This window comes from Mesorhizobium sp. M7A.F.Ca.US.010.02.1.1, assembly GCF_004023085.1.
Classification (GTDB): domain Bacteria; phylum Pseudomonadota; class Alphaproteobacteria; order Rhizobiales; family Rhizobiaceae; genus Mesorhizobium.
Genome location: NZ_RZRV01000009.1, coordinates 150,605 through 170,882 on the forward strand (window position 1 = coordinate 150,605; position 20,278 = coordinate 170,882).

Annotated in this window: 22 protein-coding genes; 6 read left to right on the forward strand and 16 right to left on the reverse strand. The window is 62.2% G+C overall.

Features of this window, described 5'->3' with window-relative positions; translation table 11 throughout:
- Positions 1 to 99 precede the first annotated feature (99 nt).
- From EOA19_RS12545 to EOA19_RS35255, 6 genes are all read right to left on the reverse strand, one after another.
- On the reverse strand, positions 100 to 318 hold the full coding sequence (locus EOA19_RS12545) for a hypothetical protein (protein WP_128303776.1): 219 nt from the start codon (positions 316 to 318) through the stop codon (positions 100 to 102).
- Positions 319 to 418: 100 nt separating this feature from the next.
- Complete coding sequence (locus EOA19_RS35250) at positions 419 to 556, reverse strand: hypothetical protein (RefSeq protein WP_164482279.1); 138 nt, start codon at positions 554 to 556, stop codon at positions 419 to 421.
- A gap of 39 nt (positions 557 to 595) precedes the next feature.
- Entirely contained in the window at positions 596 to 877 is a 282-nt protein-coding gene (locus EOA19_RS12550) for a hypothetical protein (RefSeq protein WP_023809799.1), read from the reverse strand.
- Positions 874 to 1,143, reverse strand: a complete 270-nt coding sequence (locus EOA19_RS12555; protein WP_023809798.1) for a hypothetical protein — start codon at positions 1,141 to 1,143, stop codon at positions 874 to 876. Before EOA19_RS12555 ends, EOA19_RS12550 begins: the two co-directional genes overlap by 4 nt.
- Before the next feature lie 144 nt (positions 1,144 to 1,287).
- Positions 1,288 to 1,494, reverse strand: coding sequence for a cold-shock protein (locus EOA19_RS12560; RefSeq protein ID WP_023809797.1), 207 nt, complete (start codon positions 1,492 to 1,494; stop codon positions 1,288 to 1,290).
- A gap of 219 nt (positions 1,495 to 1,713) precedes the next feature.
- Positions 1,714 to 2,124, reverse strand: a complete 411-nt coding sequence (locus tag EOA19_RS35255) for a hypothetical protein (RefSeq protein ID WP_155930562.1) — start codon at positions 2,122 to 2,124, stop codon at positions 1,714 to 1,716.
- A gap of 94 nt (positions 2,125 to 2,218) precedes the next feature.
- Between EOA19_RS35255 and EOA19_RS12570 the strand changes: the two genes are divergently transcribed.
- On the forward strand, positions 2,219 to 3,841 hold the full coding sequence (locus EOA19_RS12570; RefSeq protein ID WP_245273128.1) for a tetratricopeptide repeat-containing sulfotransferase family protein: 1,623 nt from the start codon (positions 2,219 to 2,221) through the stop codon (positions 3,839 to 3,841).
- Between the two features lie 144 nt (positions 3,842 to 3,985).
- Here EOA19_RS12570 and EOA19_RS12575 read toward each other — a convergent pair whose 3' ends face one another.
- Positions 3,986 to 4,339 (reverse strand): DUF1428 family protein, encoded by a 354-nt coding sequence (locus tag EOA19_RS12575; RefSeq protein WP_023809794.1) that lies wholly within the window; start codon positions 4,337 to 4,339, stop codon positions 3,986 to 3,988.
- Positions 4,340 to 4,414: 75 nt separating this feature from the next.
- Positions 4,415 to 4,843: a glyoxalase/bleomycin resistance/extradiol dioxygenase family protein gene (locus tag EOA19_RS12580; protein ID WP_023809793.1), complete on the reverse strand. Its 429-nt coding sequence runs from the start codon at positions 4,841 to 4,843 to the stop codon at positions 4,415 to 4,417.
- Between the two features lie 238 nt (positions 4,844 to 5,081).
- Between EOA19_RS12580 and EOA19_RS12585 the strand changes: the two genes are divergently transcribed.
- Positions 5,082 to 5,696, forward strand: a complete 615-nt coding sequence (locus EOA19_RS12585) for a glutathione S-transferase family protein (RefSeq protein ID WP_023809791.1) — start codon at positions 5,082 to 5,084, stop codon at positions 5,694 to 5,696.
- A gap of 16 nt (positions 5,697 to 5,712) precedes the next feature.
- Here EOA19_RS12585 and EOA19_RS12590 read toward each other — a convergent pair whose 3' ends face one another.
- The 7 genes from EOA19_RS12590 to EOA19_RS12620 form a co-directional block, all read right to left on the reverse strand.
- Complete coding sequence (locus tag EOA19_RS12590) at positions 5,713 to 5,871, reverse strand: hypothetical protein (RefSeq protein WP_023809790.1); 159 nt, start codon at positions 5,869 to 5,871, stop codon at positions 5,713 to 5,715.
- A gap of 136 nt (positions 5,872 to 6,007) precedes the next feature.
- Positions 6,008 to 6,316, reverse strand: a complete 309-nt coding sequence (locus EOA19_RS12595) for a HigA family addiction module antitoxin (RefSeq protein WP_023809789.1) — start codon at positions 6,314 to 6,316, stop codon at positions 6,008 to 6,010.
- A gap of 27 nt (positions 6,317 to 6,343) precedes the next feature.
- Positions 6,344 to 6,622, reverse strand: a complete 279-nt coding sequence (locus EOA19_RS12600; RefSeq protein WP_023809788.1) for a type II toxin-antitoxin system RelE/ParE family toxin — start codon at positions 6,620 to 6,622, stop codon at positions 6,344 to 6,346.
- A 78-nt stretch (positions 6,623 to 6,700) separates the two neighbouring features.
- Positions 6,701 to 8,227, reverse strand: a complete 1,527-nt coding sequence (locus EOA19_RS12605) for an ABC-F family ATP-binding cassette domain-containing protein (protein WP_023809787.1) — start codon at positions 8,225 to 8,227, stop codon at positions 6,701 to 6,703.
- A 69-nt stretch (positions 8,228 to 8,296) separates the two neighbouring features.
- Positions 8,297 to 11,572 carry an excinuclease ABC subunit UvrB gene (gene uvrB, locus EOA19_RS12610; RefSeq protein WP_245486143.1) on the reverse strand — a complete coding sequence of 1,092 codons (3,276 nt, stop codon included), beginning with the start codon at positions 11,570 to 11,572 and terminating at the stop codon, positions 8,297 to 8,299.
- Positions 11,573 to 11,700: 128 nt separating this feature from the next.
- On the reverse strand, positions 11,701 to 13,227 hold the full coding sequence (locus EOA19_RS12615) for a tlde1 domain-containing protein (RefSeq protein WP_348629831.1): 1,527 nt from the start codon (positions 13,225 to 13,227) through the stop codon (positions 11,701 to 11,703).
- Between the two features lie 531 nt (positions 13,228 to 13,758).
- A complete protein-coding gene (locus EOA19_RS12620) occupies positions 13,759 to 15,021 on the reverse strand; it encodes a hypothetical protein (RefSeq protein ID WP_128303779.1) in 1,263 nt (420 codons plus the stop codon).
- Between the two features lie 106 nt (positions 15,022 to 15,127).
- On the opposite strand from EOA19_RS12620, the gene EOA19_RS12625 reads away from it, so the two are divergent.
- Positions 15,128 to 16,186, forward strand: a complete 1,059-nt coding sequence (locus EOA19_RS12625) for a CapA family protein (protein ID WP_128303780.1) — start codon at positions 15,128 to 15,130, stop codon at positions 16,184 to 16,186.
- 84 nt (positions 16,187 to 16,270) lie between these two features.
- On the forward strand, positions 16,271 to 17,221 hold the full coding sequence (locus EOA19_RS12630; protein WP_245486145.1) for a hypothetical protein: 951 nt from the start codon (positions 16,271 to 16,273) through the stop codon (positions 17,219 to 17,221).
- Positions 17,222 to 17,234: 13 nt separating this feature from the next.
- On the opposite strand, the gene EOA19_RS35860 is transcribed toward EOA19_RS12630, so the two are convergent.
- A complete protein-coding gene (locus tag EOA19_RS35860) occupies positions 17,235 to 18,155 on the reverse strand; it encodes a DUF2314 domain-containing protein (RefSeq protein WP_245486147.1) in 921 nt (306 codons plus the stop codon).
- A 12-nt stretch (positions 18,156 to 18,167) separates the two neighbouring features.
- On the opposite strand from EOA19_RS35860, the gene EOA19_RS12640 reads away from it, so the two are divergent.
- Both EOA19_RS12640 and EOA19_RS12645 read left to right on the forward strand, forming a co-directional pair.
- On the forward strand, positions 18,168 to 18,410 hold the full coding sequence (locus EOA19_RS12640; protein ID WP_013530037.1) for a DUF1344 domain-containing protein: 243 nt from the start codon (positions 18,168 to 18,170) through the stop codon (positions 18,408 to 18,410).
- A gap of 233 nt (positions 18,411 to 18,643) precedes the next feature.
- Positions 18,644 to 20,266: an FAD-binding oxidoreductase gene (locus EOA19_RS12645; RefSeq protein WP_128303782.1), complete on the forward strand. Its 1,623-nt coding sequence runs from the start codon at positions 18,644 to 18,646 to the stop codon at positions 20,264 to 20,266.
- Positions 20,267 to 20,278 lie beyond the last annotated feature (12 nt).

Below are 20,278 nucleotides of genomic sequence, written 5' to 3' on the forward strand. Positions count from 1 at the left end.
CGTCTCGGCCACCAATCGTGGCAGCGGCCCGGTTCAGGCGGATCTTAGGGCCTCGATCTTACGTGAACTTTAATGGAGTCGTGGGGCAGCACCGCCGCTCTAAACCGGATAGGCGCCGTCGGCCGGGCCGGCGTAAAGCTCGCAGCCATTGTCGTCGCAGATGCGCAGGCGATCGGGGATTTGCGGCATGGCCAGCGTGTGGAACAGCGCGGTGGCGCCCTGCAGCGCGGCGCGCAGGTTCGGCGCCTCCAGTGATACCTTGTCGAGAGTGGCTTTGTCGGCGTCGCGCGACCGGTAGAACTCGATGACGAAATTCAAGCGCGCCTCCGTGGCAGAGCATTGCGCAGGCCTGTCCAGTCAATTCGTCCCCTCACAGAGGGACGACGGAAAGGGCGCACGAGGCGCGCCCTCCAGTTTGTCAGCCCTTCGACTTCGGCTTCAGGCTGCTCTCCGCCTGCTTGACCGAGGAGCCGAACGGGGAGGCGGGCTTGGCCACGACCTTGTCCTTCTTCGGCTTGCGCGTTTCGCGGTTGCTTCGCTGTTGACCTTTGGACATGTCGTGCTCCTACTTCAGTGTTGGCTTGGCGGTGAGGTCTCAGATGAGCGGGTTGCTGGCAACAACGGGGTTGCCGGCAACAACCGGATCTGCCGGTTCGAGATTGTCTTCGGTGGTGACCCGCTCATAGGTCTCCTGCTCGCTGCGGATGCGGTATTGCGGCGAACCATCCTTGACCGGCAGCCTGCTCTTGATCTGGAACAGTTCGGCGGTCTTCTGGACGAGGCCGGTGCGGCTCTTCATGCGCACGGTCTGACCGATCGAAAACTGGTGCGCGGGCGTGTCGGTGCGCGGGCGCGCATTCTGCTGGAAACGGATCATGCTGCATTCTCCCTGTCGCGCTTCAGCGCTGTTTCGAGTTCGAGGTAATCGATGGCGACAAGCTGGCTGGTGGGCGGGTTTTTCGCTGCCCTTGCCGGCAGATGGATGAAAGTGGCGACGCGGCGCCAGGCAAGCCGCGACATGCCCTCGATCAGCTCTTCGTCGTGGTCGATGTCGTAGTCGCCGGCCGGCAGCTGCCCTTCCAGTCCGCCGAGCACGAAAGGTGCGGTGAAGTGCGCGATGGAGTGGGTGGTGCGGTCCGGCATTGTCTTACCTATGCAAAGCAGCGGTCCTGAAAACAAAAAAGCGGGGACGAGCCCCGCGTTCCTATTTCCGGCAGTCGCTGGAAATAAGCCGCTTTCGAGAGCTGCCAGTACATCCGTGGTCAGCGTTCATCGAATTCGGCCGGATCAGATCAATTGCAAATTGGCGGCCGACTCGCGGCCCTTGGTGTCACGCTCCAACTCGAACTGCAGCTTCTGGCCTTCGGCGAGGCCGGGGAAGCCGGCGCGCTCCAGTGCGCTGACATGGACAAAGACGTCCTTGCCGCCATCGGTCGGCTGAATGAAGCCGAAGCCCTTCTGGCCATTGTAGAACTTCACGGTTCCGGTGTTCATGTCGGTCTTTCGAAGAATGAGAATGGTCGCGCGGAGCGAATATGCCGCGCGCCCCGTATCGATGATTTGGAATGAGATTGGCGGGTCGAGAACCTCTGACGCCGCGAGATGCCAATTCTGGCCCAAAGCGATCCTGTACAAATAGGCCTTTGTTGTAATTTAATCAAGGCGTTTTAAAATAAAATTGGGTTTCATTCAAAAAATTGCGCGCTGTAACTATCAGAAAAATGATGATACAAATTCATACAATTCAAAAACTGTTTGAAGCTTAGCGGGAATAATTCTCCCGGTATTTTCATTTTTCTTGTGAATTGAAGAAGGAGACCTCGTGATGTCCGTAAAGACGCCAATAGGCACCCCCGTAACGATCACGCCGGTCGCAAAGCCGGTAATGGCAAAGCCGATGGTTGTCCTGTCGCCGCGGCTGACTGTCAGAAGTGACGAGGCGGCAAAGCGAAGGATCGCCGACACCGATGGAACGGTCCGGCGTGCCAGGCAGGTTGCCGAGACCAATCGCCTGATTTGATCTTTCCGCACCGACGAAAGGACGAGACAGCAGGCGAAGCCTTGAACCTGCGGCGCCGATGGCTTAGATCGCCACAGGCGGACAAAACACGGCAGGTTTCCCATCAACAGAGATCAAAGACGAGCGGCGGGTGCGGGAGCCAGGTCTGGCGCAGGCGGACAGCCGCCGCTGGGCCTCGACCAGTATGTGCAGCAGGCGTTGCAACTGCATCAGGCCGGGCGCCGGCAAGAGGCTGAGACGATCTACCGGCAGGTGCTGGCGCGTCAGCCCAAGCACGCCGCCGCCGCGCATTTCCTGGGACTGCTGCTGCACCAGACCGGGCGCAGCGAAGAAGGGCTGGATCTCATCGAACGGTCGGTGAGCCTGCAGCCGACGAATCCCGATTTCCTCAACAATTTCGGGACGGTGATGCGCGACCTCGGCCGCCCTGCTGCGGCCATCGATTTCTTCCGCGGGGCGGTGGATCTGCGGCCGGACCAGCTCGCGGCGCGCGACAATCTAGGCTCATCGCTGAAGCAGGTCGGCCAGTTCGAAGAGGCCGAAGAGATTTATCGCGGCACGGTTGCACGCAACCCATTTCATGTGCGCGCCCGCATCGGGCTTGCCGAAACCCTGCAGGAAGCCGGGCGGCTGGATGAGGCGCTCGCCGTCTTCCGCGAAGCGCTGACGATCCGGCCCAAGGATGCCGACCTGCTGCACGGGCTCGGCGTCGGGTTGATGGAAAAGGGCAAGCTTGACGAGGCGGCCGACCTGTTCCGGCAGGCGTTGGCGATCAATCCCGCCATGGCCACAGCCTGGCTGATGCTGACGCAGGTCAAGCGCCAGAAGGAGCGCGACAGCGAGCTTGGGGGCATGGAGGCCCAGCATGCCAAGGCGCCGCAGGACAGCCTGGCACGCATGCAGCTGTCTTTCGGACTCGGCAAGGCGAATGACGATCTCAGGGATTATGGCCGGGCCTTCGACTATTTCGCCGAAGGCAATGCGATCCGCCGCAAAGGCATCGACTACGATCAGGCCAGGACGCGGGCCGAGTTCGAGGCGATGAAGGCCACCTTCGATGCCGGCTTCTTCGAGAAGCACAGGCCCAGCTCAATCAGCGACGACACGCCGATCTTCGTCGTCGGCATGCCGCGTTCGGGCACGACGCTGGTCGAGCAGATCATTGCCAGCCATCCGCAGGTCTATGGCGCAGGCGAGCTCAGCATCTTGAAGAAGGCGGTCGGCAGGCAGTTCCCGGCGACCATGCCGGGTGGCTTCCCATGGGGCGTATCGGATACCGGCGATGCGGATTTTGCCGAGGCAGGCCAAGCCTATCTCGACATGCTGCATGCCCGCTATACGAACATGCGTCACGTCACCGACAAAATGCCAGGCAACTTCCTGCTTGTCGGCTTCATCCACATGATGATGCCGAAGGCCAGGATCATCCACTGCGCGCGCGATGCAGCGGCCACCTGCCTGTCGATCTACAAGGTGCATTTCCGCGGCGACAGCCATCGCTATGGCTACGATCTCGGCGAGCTCGCCGACTTCCACAATCTCTACACCGACATCATGAAGCATTGGCACACGGTGCTGCCGGGCGTCGTGCATGATGTACGCTACGAGGATTTTGTCGCCGACCAGGACGGACAGACGCGGGCATTGATCGCTCATCTCGGCCTGCCTTGGGACGATGCGGCACTATCGTTCCACGAAACCGACCGACCGGTTCGCACGGCTTCAGCCGCACAGGTGCGCCAGCCGATGTATCAGGGGTCGGTCGATCTGTGGAAGCGCTATGGAGACCGGCTCAAGCCGTTGCTGGACAAGCTGGATTAGTGCAACGCTATCTAGCTGATCGCGTGGCCTTAGAGATTGGCCTAAGCACCCGCGTCGTCATCCTAGGGGCTTCGCGACGGAGCTTCGCTCCTGCTTCGCCCTAGGATGACGAAGCTGAGGCTTCTTCTAATCGCTACCGGCTGCTCAAAGCTCAATGAATGGCTTGAAGCCACCGAAGATCATGCGCTTGCCGTCGAACGGCATGTCCGCCCAATCGGCCTTCAAGCGCGGGTCGGCCATCACCTTGGCCATGACGGCATCGCGGCTCTCCCGCGACTCATAGACGGCCCAGGCGAAGACGACGATCTCGTCGTCCTTGGCCTGCACGGCACGCGGGAAGGACGTGACCTCGCCATAGGGCACGTCGTCGCCGATGCATTCGACATAGGCGAGCGCGCCATGTTCCCTCCAGATAGGCCCTGCGAGGTTGGCCAGCTTCTTGTAGTCATCGAGTTTTGCCTTGGATACGGCAAGTACGAAACCATCGACATAGGACATTTTGGATCTCCTCCTGGAAGTTCACGGGGCCTCACCGGCGCTGGCCGGTGAGGGGCTCGGGCCATCGGCGGCAGATCAGGCTTTCTTCACCGGCGCGTTCATCGCCCATTCGACGCCGAACGGGTCGCGCATATTGCCCCATTGATCACCCCAGAACATGACCTGGAGCGGCACGGCGACTTCGCAGCCGGCATCGACGGCGCGCTTCCACCAGGCTTCGATATCGTCGCTGCCGAGGTGAAGCTGCATTGTGTAACCCTGCGGCTTGACGGCGGGCATTCCGTTTTCCGGATAGAAATCGGAGAGCATGAGCGTCGAGCCGTTGATGTAGAGGTGAATGTGCATGGTGCGGCCTTTTTCGTCCGCCGGATAGGCAAAGACCTGCTCCGCGCCGAAGGCCTTCTTGTAGAATTCGGCAGCCTTGAAGGCGCCATCCAACTGCAGATAGGGGGTCAATCCGCCGAGCACTTTGGCCGCGGGCTGAACGGGGGTCTGGTCAGTCATTTGTTGTTCCTCTTTGCGTTTGGCGTTGCGAGCCAAAGGACGGATGAGGCGGCGGCGATCCTACATGGCCGGGAGATTTTTTTTGGCCGACCGGCCCTGGACTGGCCAGGCAGCCGGCAGCTGAACGAGAGACGTGAAACGAACTTGCGTCGGCGGCCCCCAATCAGAGCGCAATTCTCGCTGCTCGCGGGCTAGAACAGATGGATCACGCGAACGCCGCTTCAGCCCCGAGATGACAATGATCCTCTACTATCAGACCCATTCACCCTTTGCGCGCAAAGCGCTCGTTTTCGCTCATGAGGCCGGCATTGCCGATCGGCTCGAGGTCATTCATCACGAGACCAGTCCGACCTTGCACAATGCTCGCGTCTACGCCGAAAATCCCCTCGGCAAAGTACCGGTGCTGCTGCGGCCCGACGCGTCGCCGATCTTCGACTCCGATGTCATCTGCGCCTATCTCGACACGCTGCATGACGGCCGCAAGCTGCTGCCGCAAGATGGCGAAGCGCGCTGGCAGGCGTTGCGGCTGCAGTCGGTCGCCCAGGGCCTCGCGCAGACAGGCATCGCTTTGCGCTGGGAGACGGAAAGAAGACCCGAACAGCTGCGTTATAGCGCTCTCGCCGACGGATACCGGGAAAAGATCGAGGCGAGCTACGACTGGATCGAAAGTACGCTGGACGACGAGGCACCGCTCCATGTCGGCCACATCGCCTTGGCCACCACGCTGTCCTGGATGGCGTTCCGACACCTGCCGCCTTTTCGCTCGCGGGCGCGGCTGACGCACTGGTTCGAGGCTTTCGAAAAACGCGTATCGATGCAGGCGACACCGCTTTCAGGCGATACGCATGACTGACTGGCGCCTCGCGAGGTCAGGGGCGGCGGCCGTTCTGCGCGTCGAAGACGTCCGGAAAACCGATATCCTTGCGCAGCGAGGCAGGCAGTGAAAGCAGGATGCGCTCGCTGCGGTGACGAGCGCGCGCTGCCGCATACCGGGTTGCGATGCGACCGATGGATGAAAGAACCGACATGATAATTCTCCCTGGGTTGGCGCCGGCATCATCGTGTCGGCATCCCAAGGACGGGGCTGGCTGAGGCTATCCGACAGACCGTCGAAATTTTTTTATCGTGGCGTCTGATGGTCTATTCGAATGCTGCCGTACGGACCTACGCAACCCTGAGCGTAGGGATCGCTGAAACATCAACCTCACGCTCTGCGTGCCAGGCATCGAAAGCCGCCTGCATTCGAAGCCAGATCGCGGCTCCGTCGCCGAACAGCTTGCCAAGGCGAGCGGCCACAGCCGGTGAAACCGGCTTCTTTTCGCGGATGATGTCATAGAGATGCTGCCGGGAAATCCCGAGCAGATTTGCAATTTCCACCTTGGTCTTGCCAGTTGCCGGGATAATGTCCTCAAGCAGCGCTCCTGGGTGGGAGGGACAACGCTCAATAGGACGCGTCGGCTCGTGCACGGTCATAAGTCGAACTTCTCCAGTCTGGCCGCCTCAGTGATATTGCTCGAAATCGACGCGGGCGGCATCCTTGCCGTCGAACTCGAATGTGATGCACCACGGGCCGTTGACGTGGACCGTGTAGCGGATTGGATCGAAGCCTTTCAGCGGGTGGAAATCGAAGCCGGGAAGGTTCATTTCCTCCGGCTTCTCCGAAGCTTCCAGGCGGTCAAGCCGGACAAGAATGCGCTTGTGCATCTTGGCGTCGATCTTGCCGGTCTTTCCAGTTTGAAAGAGGTCCGACAGCGCCTTGTTCTTGAAGGACTTGATCATCGGTATATGTAAACAGATTGCTTACAAAAAACAAGGTCTGTAAGCAAATAATTTACATGCCAGCCGACTCCGTTGGCCTCATCCTGCCGTTTCAACCACCGAGCGGAAGAAATCCTCCGGGTCTTCGACTTCGGTGAGCTTCCGCTTCTCGATCAGCCAGAAGCGGTTGCCGATGGCGCGGATGAAGGAGCGGTCGTGCGAGGCGAGCACGCAGCTTGCCTGATGTGCCAGCAGTTCCGCTTCCAGCGCTTCCTGGCCGTCGATGTCGAGATGGTTGGTCGGCTCGTCGAGCAGATAGAAGTTGGGATCGGCGAGCCTGAGGGCCAGCATCATCAGCCGCGCCTTCTGGCCGCCGGACAGCACGCCGATCTTTTTCTCCTGCATCTCGATGACCACGCCGGCGCCGGCCAGCAAGGACCGTGCGCGCTGCTCGCCGACATCGTAGCGGCGCGAGACCATCGCCAGCGGCGTGTCGTCGCCGCTGATGCCGGACAGCGCCTGGTCGCTGTAGCCGAGCACGGTCGACGGCGTCACCTTCACATTCCGCAACGTGTCCGGTTCGATGATGGCATTGCGGATCAAGGTGACGAAGCGCGACTTGCCGACGCCATTGCGGCCGAGCAGCACGATGCGGTCGCCCTGGCAGATATGGCGCCTGCCGGTCTGAAACAGCAGTGTGCCGTCGGGTGTTTCGACAGCCGCGTCGTCGAGCGTGATCAGCACTTTGGCGTGAGTGCCGCGATTGGCCAGTTTTATGGCACCCGCCGACTTCTCGCGATGCGCCGGGTTCGCCGCTTCCTCTAGTTTTTCGGCCCGCTGGTTGAGTTGCTTGGTCTTGACCGTCAGCAGATCGCTGCCCGAATTGATGCCGATGTTGTTGAGCTTGGCCGCCTGTCGGCGCAATTGCTGCGCCACCTTCATGTCGCGCTGGAACTTGCGCTCCGTCGAAGCATCGACGTCGTCGAGCGCCTGTCTGGCGCGGGAGTAGGGCAGAGCAAACACCGGCGACTGTTCAGGGCGCAGGAACAGCGTCCGGTTGGTGGTGGCGTCGAGGAAGGCCCGGTCGTGGCTGGCGATGACGACCGGCACTTCGCGCGGCAGCGTGTTCAGCCAAGTTTCGAGCTGGCTGATGCGGGCCAGATCGAGATGGTTGGTCGGTTCGTCGAGCAGCAGCACGTCCGGATCTGTCACCCAGACGCGGGCGATCAGCGCCAGTCTCTGCCAGCCGCCGCTCAGCGCCTGCATTGGCCGCTCGCGCATGGGCTCCGGCACATCGAGTGAATCGAGAACCACGTCGACGCGCCACAGCTCGCTTTCAGCCTGCTCGGGCGGCAAGACGTCGGCCACTACCTGATGGAAGCTGCGGGTGAGAAGGGCCGGGGCAACGGATTGCTCGACATGACCGACGCGCAGGCCGCGCGTGCGGGTGATGTCACCGGAGGTCGGCTCCATCTCGCCGGTCAGGCATTTCAGCAAGGTCGACTTGCCGCGGCCATTGGCGGCGACAATGCCGAGCCGGTCGCCGGAGCCGATGGTGAGGTCGAGATTGGCAAACAGCGGCGCACTCATGGTGACGCCGAGGGATTTGAGGCTGATCAGGGCCATTTTGATTTCTCTGGTCTTGCCGGAGGAAAAGTCCGGTTCAATGCACTTTGACGGTGCGCAGGCTGGCCATCAGGCTCGGCGTTGCAACACCACGAAGGGCAGACCAAAAAATCGAAGCGGGAAAAACCCGGACCGTCCCTGGTCAGCCCTGCAAGCAAGCTCGCAGGGCAGAAATCGGGCCACGCTGACGATGGTGACGATGAAACGTAAACACGTGAGCCCTCCTTTCAAGACGTTCGAGTGTGCGGAGCGATTACACCAAAGGCGAGGCTGGTGGCAAGTGGGCGGTCCAGGAGGGAGCGAAGCGCTGAAGCTGCCAATCTCCCCACTCGTGGGGGAGATCGGCTGCGGCTTGGCCGGCATCTTTCCTTCTACCGGCTTTTCGGTCCGCCGCACGGTCATCTCATCAAGCGAGTTCTTCTTGAACAGCGGCTTGACCGGCTCGCCGGGAATGCCGAAGTCGGAGCCATGTGCCTCTTCGGCCGACTGTTTCTTGAACAGCGAGCGCGACACGGCGCCGGCCGGTGTCGTCATGTCGGTGCCAGGGCCCATATCGTCGATCGAAGGCTTGGCAAACAGCGGCTTCTTTATCGGTACGGCGCCATCGGCGCCCATTTCGTCGAGCGCTGGTTTGCGGAAGAGGTTGGGCCGGGCGGCCCTGGCGGCTTCCTCTGCGGCCTGTGCCGCGTCGAGCTTGCGGAAACGCTCCTGTTCCTCTGCTGTCCGATGTTTGGCCACGCCCTTGTTGTGCTTGCCCTTTTCGCGACCTGAGGCCGGGCTTTCCATATCGGCGTATTTGGCCAGTGGGTCTTCGGAGATGGACAGTTCCATCTCTCGCAGACGCTTGATCTCGTCGCGGATACGAGCCGCCTTCTCGAAGTCGAGATTGGCCGCGGCATCGCGCATCTGCTTTTCCATCGCGTCGAGATGGGCCTTGAGGTTGTTGCCCATCATGGCGCCGGCATTGTCGGTGAACTGCGAAATGTCGGCGCGGACGTGGTCCTTCTCGTAGACCGAATCCAGAATGTCGGAGATGCGCGACTTGACCGATTCCGGCGTGATGCCGTTGGCCTCGTTCCATTCCACCTGCTTTTCGCGGCGGCGGTTGGTTTCGGCCATCGCCCGTTCCATCGAGCCGGTCACCTGGTCGGCATAGAGGATGACCTTGCCGTCGACGTTTCTGGCGGCGCGGCCGATGGTCTGGATCAGCGAGGTTTCCGAGCGCAGAAACCCTTCCTTGTCGGCGTCGAGAATGGCGACGAAGCCGCATTCAGGAATGTCGAGGCCTTCGCGCAGCAGGTTGATGCCGACCAGCACGTCGAAGGCGCCGAGGCGCAGATCGCGCAGGATCTCGATGCGCTCCAGCGTGTCGATGTCGGAGTGCATGTAGCGGACGCGGATGCCTTGCTCATGTAGATATTCGGTCAAATCCTCGGCCATGCGCTTGGTCAGCACCGTGACCAGCGTGCGATAGCCGGCCTTGGTGGTGTCGCGGATTTCGCCGACGACATCGTCGACCTGGGTCTTGGCCGGGCGAACCTCGACCGGCGGATCGATCAGGCCGGTCGGGCGGATGACCTGTTCGGCGAAGACGCCGCCGGCCTGCTCCATTTCCCAGCCGCCAGGGGTCGCCGAGACGGCGACCGAAAGCGGACGCATGGCATCCCATTCCTCGAAGCGCAGCGGCCGGTTGTCCATGCAGGACGGCAGACGGAAGCCGTATTCGGCCAGTGTCGCCTTGCGGCGAAAGTCGCCGCGATACATGCCGCCGATCTGCGGCACGGTGACATGGCTTTCATCGATGAAGACCAGCGCGTTGTCGGGAATGTACTCGAACAGCGTCGGTGGCGGATCACCCGGCTGGCGGCCGGTGAGATAGCGCGAATAGTTCTCGATGCCGGCGCAGGAGCCGGTGGCTTCCAGCATTTCGAGGTCGAAGCGGCAGCGCTGTTCCAGCCGCTGCGCCTCAAGCAGGCGGCCTGCGCGCTCGAGTTCGACCAGCCGGTGCTTGAGCTCTTCCTTGATCGACTTGATCGCCTGGTTCAGCGTCGGGCGCGGCGTCACATAGTGCGAATTGGCGTAAATCTTGACGCTTTTCAGCTCGCCGGTCTTCTGGCCGGTCAGCGGATCGAACTCGGTGATCTGCTCGATCTCGTCGCCGAACATCGAGATGCGCCAGGCGCGGTCTTCCAGGTGGGCGGGGAAGATCTCGATCGTGTCGCCACGCACGCGGAACGAGCCGCGAACGAAATTGATGTCCTGCCGTTTGTACTGCTGGGCGACGAGATCGGCGAGCAGCGCGCGCTGGTCGAGCCGGTCGCCGATCTGCATCTGGAAGGTCATCGCCGTGTAGGTCTCGACCGAGCCGATACCATAGATGCAGGACACCGAGGCGACGATGATGACGTCGTCGCGCTCGAGCAGCGAACGCGTCGCCGAATGGCGCATGCGGTCGATCTGCTCGTTGATCGAGGATTCCTTCTCGATGAAGGTGTCGGTGCGCGGGACGTAGGCTTCCGGCTGGTAATAGTCGTAGTAGGAGACGAAATACTCGACGGCGTTTTCCGGGAAGAATTTCTTGAACTCGGAATAGAGCTGCGCCGCCAGCGTCTTGTTCGGCGCCAGGATCAAGGCAGGGCGCTGCGTCTCCTCGATCACCTTGGCCATAGTGAAGGTTTTTCCGGAGCCGGTGACGCCGAGCAGCACTTGGGTCCGGTCGTTGTTGTCGACGCCTTCGACCAGATCCTTGATCGCGGTCGGCTGATCGCCGGCCGGCTCGAAATCCGAAACCATCTTGATGGCAATGCCGCCTTCGGATTTTTCCGGGCGGGCAGGGCGATGCGGCGTCCACAGCACGCCGTCCTTGTGCAGCGGATTGCCGGATTCGATCAACGCCGACAGTGCCGCCACCGTCGCGGTGACGCTGCCCGAAGCCATGGTCTCGGCGTCCTCCAGCGAGATGTCGAGGCCAGCGACCGGATTGAGGCCGGCTGCCGTGCGCTCCCTGGCTGACGCCGCGCCACCCATCGAGGTGCCGCGCGAACTGCGTCCCGGCGAGCTCGAGCGCTCGGGTATCTTCTTCGACGGCTTCGGCGATTTGCCGCCGTCGCCCTTGCCGACAAGACGTCCTTCGTTTTCGGCTTCCTGCTCGATCTGCTCGGCCCAATCCGCGATCGAACCGGTCAGCCGCGTGCCAGAGAGCTCCGGCTGCGGCATCTCGGCGAAGCCGCCTCTGTGCAGCGGCTCGGAGGCGTCGAGGAAATCGGTCAGCGGGCTGCGCCGCTTCGGCGCGGCGCGGTCGTCGTTCGCCGTCGGCGGCGTTTTCTTATCGGGGGATTTGGCCATGTCCCGAATATGGGATTTCCTGGCCAAAATGGAAAGAGCGCGGTGGGGAGAGGCGTGCCGAACAGCGCTGCTCCTGACAGCAGGCTGTCAGGAGCAGGCGGGAAGGTGCGGCCGAAAGCCTCTTGTCGCTACACGCCCCTGGCGGCTGATGCGACCTGCGTCGCCGACCCGTTCAGGCGCGGCACCACGACAAGGCGTTTGATCTTGCCCTTCTTGTAGGCGGCGAGGAAGCGCGCATAGTCCTTGAAGGCGACGCAACCGCTCGACTGGCCGTAGCGGCCCCGAAGCAGGTACGTATGGGCCAGAAACCCGTCGCGATTGTATTTGTTGCGGCCATCGGCCGGTGTCAGGCGCAAGGCCTCCACACCATGAAAGCGCGACTCGCGCAGCGACAGATTGTAGGTGTTGGGCGGTGTCGGTCCGCGGTTCTTCTGGTCGGCATAACGCGGCTGGTCCGTCATGGCGCCGATGCCAGAATGAGCCTCGAGCCTTGAGCCGTCAGGCATGTAGACGGTGCCGGCGCTGATATCGTAGACGGCGACGCCATTTCCGGCTCCGCTTCTGGATCCCGGCGAGTTGAACAGATTTCTGAACGCCTTGCCAAGGCCGCCCGAAGGCGTGTCGGGCTTAGCATAGGCCAGCACATCGCCGCCATCGGCCGGCCGGCCTTGCCGCGTCGGTTTTGCCGGCTGGGCCTGCTGGACCGTCTCGCGTGCCGGCTTCGATTGCTGGGCGGGCTTGGGCTGCTGAACAGTTTTGGGCTGCTGAACGGGCTTAGGCTGCTGCTGGACGATTTTGGGCTGCGGCGGGTCGAATTGCGGGCGGCGGGTCGGCAACGGCACGTCGTCGGTCAGCGCGTCCGGCAGCGAGGCGGCATCGCCGGGTTGATCCTGCTGGGTTTCGACGGGGGAAACCGCGACATCGGCTGACGATTCCTCGATCGGCAGCGGTGAGGCGAATGCCTCGTCGTCGGCCGGCAACGACTGCACGAGGGCAAGCGCCAACTGCGAATTGTCTGGCGTATCGGATTGGGCAAAATCCATCGGCTGCGGTGCGGTCTGCACGACCACCGAGCCGGTATCCGGCCGGGCGAAACGTTCGGCTGCCGGAACTGGCATGTTATCGGACAGGCTGGCCGTGACCTGGACGGACGGCACCAGCGACGCCTCGGCAATTCGCGGTGCGACGGTGGAGATCACCGGGCGGGTGTTGGCAGTGGCGGCAGGCTTTCCGGCGTTGGCAAAGGCAGCGGCCAGCTTCATCGGCGAAAGCGACGCTTCCATGCGTTCGAAGCGCTCCTGCGCCTTCGACTTCACGGCGGCGGGCGTCGGCTTTGCTTGCGCCACAAGGCGTTCGGACTTTTCCGCCTGCGAGCTTACCCTGGCCAGCTTGAAACAGCTGGCACCGCACTGCACCGAATGATCATGCAGGGCCTGAGTGCCGCCATTGGCATTGGCCAGCACGAAGGGTGCTTTCAAGAAGTGCTGTTTCAGCGGATCGGTAAGTGCGAGCGATCCCGGCATGGACAGCGTCTGGGGCAGGCCAACCGAAGTCGCCGACAGCGAGGCGCCGACGGAACTGAGGCCGGCCATGGTGCCGATCAACCAAAGGCCGATGGCGGTGCTGACGCAAGGCAGCGCGACCCAGCGGGCCACCCGGCCAGCGTTAAAGGAAGAGGAACGCGGAGCATCGACGAACTCGCCGCCTTCGCCCTGTCCCCGGTTTTTTTTATGTGTACTCAACAACGCCATGCAACCAATCTCGCTTCAATCGGTTTCCCCGTACGTGGCCTTGAGAGCCGCGACGACCATTCTGTGAGTGATCCCAGGTGGTCCCCGACGCGTTTGCCGCGTCTGTAGTTGGTTGCCAATTGCTTCAAAATATGGACAAAGTTGGTTAATCAATTCCTCTCAAAACCAACGACGAGATGCGGATTTGGCCCAAATTTGGCTTCGTCCACGGCCAGGAAAGTGGTGTTGTCGCCCTTCCGACCTGGTTTTGCTGCCTGTTTTTGGCGGCCGAGTCAAGCAAAACAGCCACTGCTAATTTCTACGCAGCGCCTTTCCGCGGTATATGCAGCGAACCGGCTACCGGCAGAAACTGCCTACAAAAGGCGCGTGTTCCGGTAAAATTGTTGCCTGCCATGCTGCGATTCCCGCGGGAGGGCGGTCTCAAACAGCCCACCCTCAGTTGAACCACAGCGCAAATGTCAAAAACCCGCCGCCGCCGAACTGGCGCTGGATCTGGTCGAAATCGCTGCTGGTGACGAGCTCGCCGCTTTCGAGGTAGGGCGCGATGGCCGGGCCGGTAATCGACAGCACCAGATCGAAGTTTTTTGGGTCATCGAAGAAGCGCTTCATGTTGATGCCCAGGCCCGTGCCGGCGGTGACGCGGAAATGCGGCAGCAACTTGCGGCCCTCCAGGAGATCTTCGGCCATGGTCAGGGCGGCGAGCCAGGCCTGAACCTGCTCCTCGCCGACTTCGAGGCCGGTGAGCGGGTTCTCGCCCTTCTGCTGCGGTCCAGGCAGCCATTCGCGGTCATTGTCGGTCTCGGCGCGGATCGCCTTCCAGTCCTCGCGCGACAGCCGGATCATTTCCAGCAGGTGGCGGCGCGCCGCTTCCCGGCGCTCCGCTTCGACCACCGGCCAGTTGATGAGATGCACCATCGAGATGAAATCGGCGATGCGCCATTCCGAGGAGAAGATGCTCGAGCCCATGTCGCCTGCCGGCGGCACGAGAATATCCTGCAACGGCAGCTTGGCGCGCGGGAACAGCATGTGGAACGAGCCGTCGAAGGTGCTCCTGAAATCATGCGCAAGCCAGAAATCGGCCTGCGCCATCAGGAACTCGGCATAGCCCTGCAGCCAGTATCCGTCGGCGCGGTCGAAACGGAAAGTGAGCGTGGGAACGGCGTCGTCCGATGTAATGCCGCCGCGTGACAACGCGGCGATGATCGCCGCCATGCTCTCGTCCGGCGCGATGGTGCCGTCCTCGTTGAGGTCTATGCCGGCATGGGTGAGATCGATCACCATGCCGATATCGGCATCGGGCGGCACCGACGCAAACGTCGCCGCGGATTTTTCCAGCCGGTCGCGGAAGCCGACCAGGATGGCGCGGAACTGCTCGTAAGTCAGCGGCTCGGGATTGGGATTGTCGGGCACCGGCAACCGCATCAGTGGCAGCATGAAGGACTGCGGGCTTTCGAAACCATGGCGGTGCAGGCCGGTGGCCAGGATCTCCAATGCGGTGAAGAACTCGCCCGCCCCGGCCGCATAGGCGGATGCCGGGTCGTTTGGCGCGGCGGCCTCCAGCATCGACAGGGCAGCGTCGCGCGCGGCCACGCTCTTCGCCTCGAACAGTCGGGTAGCCGCTTCGGGCATTGCCGCCGACGCGGAAGACAGCGGCAGGAGCAAAATGAAAGCGGTCAGCAGGCCTGCCAGTCGTGTCATCTTTTCCCCCAATATTTGTCGCGCAGCGCAGATATACACCATTTGCAGCGCTGCGCTTCAACCCGCCCGCCGGACGGTCTACACAGGGCAAACAATTGGGCATCGCGTGTCGAATTATCCGTTTTCCTACAAGCTGTCCTGGCTGCCGCGTTTCCTGAAGCCGTCTCTGGCCGGCGACGTGCAAGACTTTGCGCCGATGGCTGGGACGCTTATGGATCCGCCGCCGAGGCAGACAATGCGGCTTGCCTTTGTCGGGGACATCTCGGCGGTGGCCAACCGCAGCGCGCCGGATTGCGATCCGGCGATCAAGGCGCTGCTCGGCGCTGCCGATCTGGTGATCGGCAATTGCGAAAGCCCTGTTGTGGACAGAGCAAGCGCGGCTCTGGGCACGACGCTCGGCACGCATCACGCGATGAGCGAGCGGTTCCTGGCCGAGGCGCTGGCGGCGGCTGGTATTTCACGCGAAAAGCTCTTGTTGTCGCTGGCCAACAATCATGTGCTCGATCAGGGCGTCGCCGGTTTCGACGAGACGGTGGCAGCGTTTCAGCGGCTCGGCATCCGCACGATCGGCCTGGTGGCCAATGGTCCGGTGATGCCTGTCCGGGTCGGACCGCTTGATATCGGCTTTGCCGCCTTCACGCTGTGGCGCAACGCCGATGAAAACCTGTTCACCGGGCGCGTTTCGATGGACAGCGATCCGGCGGGCTGGCCGCGCGCTGGCTTGGATCTTCTCTGCGCCGTGCCGCATTGGGACTGGGAGTTCCGGCATTTTCCGCGCGCCGAGACGCGGGCGCTGGCCAGGCGGCTGGCCGGGCAGGGCGTCGGACTGATCGCCGGCCATCACGCCCATGTCGTGCAGCCGGTGGAAAGGATCGACAAGACGGTGGTCGCTTATGGACTCGGCGATTTCCTCGGCACCGCCTTCGCCCGCCAGCCATGGCCGGGTCGCATCGGTTCTATCCTCACTGTCGATGTCAGTGCCGATGCCGGTACGCGCGGCACGATTGCATCTTACCGGCTGCATCCCTTCATGCGCCTGCGCGCCGGCGACCATGAGCGGCTGGTGTTGGTGGAGGCTTTGGAGGGCCGAGTGCGTGACAAGGTCGAGGGGCGACTGAAAGCGATCTTCCCTTCTCCACCAACCGATCAAGGCGTACCCGCTTAAACGTCTGGCGGCCCCTGCAAAACCGACTATCATGCTCCCGCAGAGGCAGGATTGCGGGGGATAGCGGTGGAAACAGCGGATTTCATGCCGAGCGAAACGGTCATCGCCGGCATCCGGAAAGACATCGCGGCCTATGAAGCGGCGAGGGCGTCGGCGGTCAGGCAGGTGCGCTGGCGGGTGCCGGTGTTCGTCGGCCTGGTGCTGGTGGCCGTGGTGCTGGTCGCCTGGCTGTTCAACAAGGTCGCCGACCCCAACGAGCAATGGGTCTCGACGCCGCATGTGTTCCTGTATGTCATCGGCTTCGCGGCTTCGATCCTGCTCTATTTCCAGGCCAGGAAACCGGCGACGCGGCTGCAGCAATCGTTCCGCGAGACGCTGTTGCCGATCATCTTCGGCTTCATCGCCGACATGCGCTACCAGCTTGGCGTGACGCCGAATTCATTCGACCGGTTGCCGCGCACGGCGGTTGGTCCGTTCAACCGGCAGGCGTTCGACGACATCGTCGCGGGCCGCTACGAAGGGTTTCCGTTCGAGCTCTACGAGGCGCATCTGCGGGAAGGGTCGGGCAAGGGCTCGTCGACGGCCTTTCAGGGCGTCATCGTCGCCTTCGAGACCATCGCGCCGTTCCCCGGCATATTGGTGGCGACGCGCCGGACCAACGCGGTCATCAGTTTCTTTCGCGGCATATTCGCCAGCAAGCTGCAGGAGCTGTCCAGTGGCGACGTGGCGCTCGACGCCGCGTACGAGTTCCGCACCGACAATCTCGGGGCGGCACAGCCACTGGTGAGCGGCCGGCTGGCGCAGGCGCTGAAATGGCTTGGCGAAACCTGGCCGGACGATCCGGCCCGTGTCGCGCTCAACGGCAGCGATGGGTTCCTGCTGTTGCCGCAGACGAAGAATTTCTTCGAGCTGCCGGATATTTCGGTGCCGCTCGATTACACCACGCATGTCGCGCCGATGATATCGGACATGGGCGCGATGCTGGCGACGGCGGCACTTGTGCGCAAGATCGGCGCGAAGGACGAGATCGATTAGTTGGGCCTCGCTGTCAGCAGTCAAAGCCGTATTGGTCGCGCATGGTGTCCGCCTCCTCTTTCGACATTTTGTTGAACATAACGCAGACGGTGAAGCTGCCGACCTGATGGCCGGCGCGCATATAGCCCCAGTCGGAAATATCGTTTCGGGTGAATTCTATATTCTGCCCGAGGACCACATTACGCACTTGCTCCGGCTGGTTCGCCAATATGCCGACAAAGCCTATTTCAGTGCGGCGGAACGGGATGACCCAGAAGTGCTCGCTGACGTTGCCGTCGCGCACCTTGACCTTCAATTTGAACCTGTCGGTGTCGGAGGAAGGAGCCTCGGACAGTGCCAGGAATTCATCCAGGCTGGCGAGCGCCTGCGCTGTCGCTGCCGCCATCTCGGGATCGTCCTCGGTAAACATAATCGTCTTGTCATCGCCCGGATCCGCGCCTTGCGCACAGGCGGACCCCGGCGCAAGCGCCAGCATCAGGGACATCGCGGTCCGGACTGCAAGTTTCATGGAAGGCCCCCTTTCATCGTAACGGCGCACCATCCCGCATCCGTTCCCGATTTGCAACCGGAGCGCGAGTTTCATCCACTTCGGAGCGGCGAGTTGAGCTGATCCATGAAACAAAATGTGTATCGATGACCGGTCGGCAGTCTGTTTCGTGATGCCGCTTGAGACGGATTGCGGCGGCCGCGCCGTGATCGAAACCGCCCGCCACAATCCGGCTAAACGACTCTTTTCGCGGACAGAAGTCCGCTCATTGGGGGAGCCGAAGCGGCCTGAAATGATCTCGGTCGCAGACAATGTGTCGGAATTAAGCCTATGATATTGTTTGCAAAAATTCACCCAACGTGATTTGCGGAGCGAGCGCTTCCGTTCCAGTTTAAGGCCGTCCGGTGCTGTCGTTTCCCAAGGCGGCCCGGAAAAGTGAAACAGCACGGAGTGCACCCCATGAAGAAGACCCTCGCAACCACCGCCGCTCTGCTCGCCTTCCTCGGCACGGCCTATGCCGCGACCGTTCAGGGCACGATCCAGGCCGTCGACCCGACGACCAAGTCGATCACCCTCGACGACGGCAAGATCTACCAGCTGTCACCGGAAGCGACGATCGGGAAATTGAAGGTCGGCGCCAAGGTGGCGGTGACTGTCGATGACAAGACCGGCATCGTGACGTCGATCAAGAAGGCCTCGTAACGCGAGAGCATCGTGCGTCGGCAGACCTGCTGACCGGATTTTTCAAACCCTGTTCCACTCATGGCCGGTCCCTCCGGGGATCGGCCATTTTCATGCCTCGCCCCTCGATGCCGGGCGACCTGGATGAGGTCTTCCGGCTGGACCCCAGGGCCGGCCGGCGGAACGCTGTCCGGCGGCACCGCTATGGTTTTTGCCAAAAAGCCGCGCTATCCCTTGACCAACGGGGGATATTCATGGCCGACGAACAAAAAGGGTTTCGCCTGTCGCGGCGATTGCTGCTGGGTGCGGCTGTCCTAGGTGGCGCGGTGCTGTGGGGCGGCAACACCGTGGCGCGGCTGGCGCGCGCGCCTTCGGGGCCGAAGAACGCCGGACGGATAGCCGATATCGACGGCTTCGCGTTGCCTTTGAAGCCGCTGGACAATGCGCCGGCCTTCGATGCGTCGCTGCCCTGGTCGGCAAAAGGCGGCGAGATCAACGATGCCAGCGGCCTGTCGATGACGCCGGTCTACGGCGTGGTCGAGGTCAGCGAGGACGAGCACATCGCCAATGCGCTGGCCTTCGCGCGTGCCAATGGCCTGAAAGTCTCACTGGCCGCCATCCGCCATTCGATGGGCGGGCATGCCTTCGACGACAACGCGCTGGTACTCGACCTCAGAAAGTTCAACAAGGTGACCGTGGATGCGGCGGCGAAGACCATGACCTTGCAGCCGGGCGCGCGCTGGCACGACATCCAGAACCTTCTGCATCCGCGCTTTGCGGTGAAGGCGATGCAGTCGACCGACATCTTCTCGGTCGGCGGCTCGCTGTCGGTCAATGCGCACGGTATGGACCACCAGGCAGGGTCGGTGGCGGGCTCGATCCGCTCGATGCGAGTGATGCTGGCCGACGGCTCGGTGACGACCTGCTCGCCCACCGAGAACACCGATCTGTTCCGCCACGTCGTCGGCGGCTATGGCCTGTTCGGCGTGGTGCTGGAGGCGACGCTCGATATCGTCGAAAACGCCGTCTACCGGACCTCGCGCGAAATCATCAGATCGGACGATTTTCCGAAATTCTTCGCCGAGGTGCTGGAGCCGAACAAGAATATCGGCCTGTTCTACGGCCATCTGTCGACGGCGCCCGGCAATTTCCTCGAGGATATGATCGTCTACCGTTACGACAAGGTGGCGGAGCAGCCGCCGGCGGATCAGCCTGAGATCGGCGAGCCGGGTTCAGTCGGGCTGAAACGGGTGATCATCAACCTGGCGAAATGGGGCAGCCTGTTCCAGGAGTTGAAGTGGTTCACCGAAAAGACGCTGGAGCCGAAATTCGAAAGCTGCACGGTGGCGCGTACTTCGGCCATGGCCGAGGGCGAGGCCTGTCTCGTCACCCGCAACAACCCGATGCACGATTCGGTGCCCTATCTCTTCAATGATCAAATAGAAGAGACCGACATCCTGCACGAATATTTTATTCCACGTGCCGCCTATGTCGAATTCATCGCGGAAACGCGCGAGATCCTGCGCAACCAGACGCTGCCGGTGCTCAATGCTTCGGTGCGCATCGTCCACAAGGAGGATGTGGCGCTGACCTACGCGCCGGAGCCAGCCTATTCGCTGGTGCTCTACATCAACCAGCCGACCGATGCCGACGGCAATGCCAGGATGCGCGCGCTGACGCGGGCGCTGATCGACGTGACGATCAAGCATGGCGGGCGCTTCTTCCTGCCTTACCAGCTGCATTATACGGCCAGGGAATTGCTCGCCTCCTATCCCGAACTGCCGGCCTTCCTGGCGGCGAAGCGGCAGTATGACCCGACGGAACTGTTTTCCTCGACCTTCTACCGTGCCATCAAGGCGCTGAGCGGGGTGGCGTAGACGTTAGGAGAC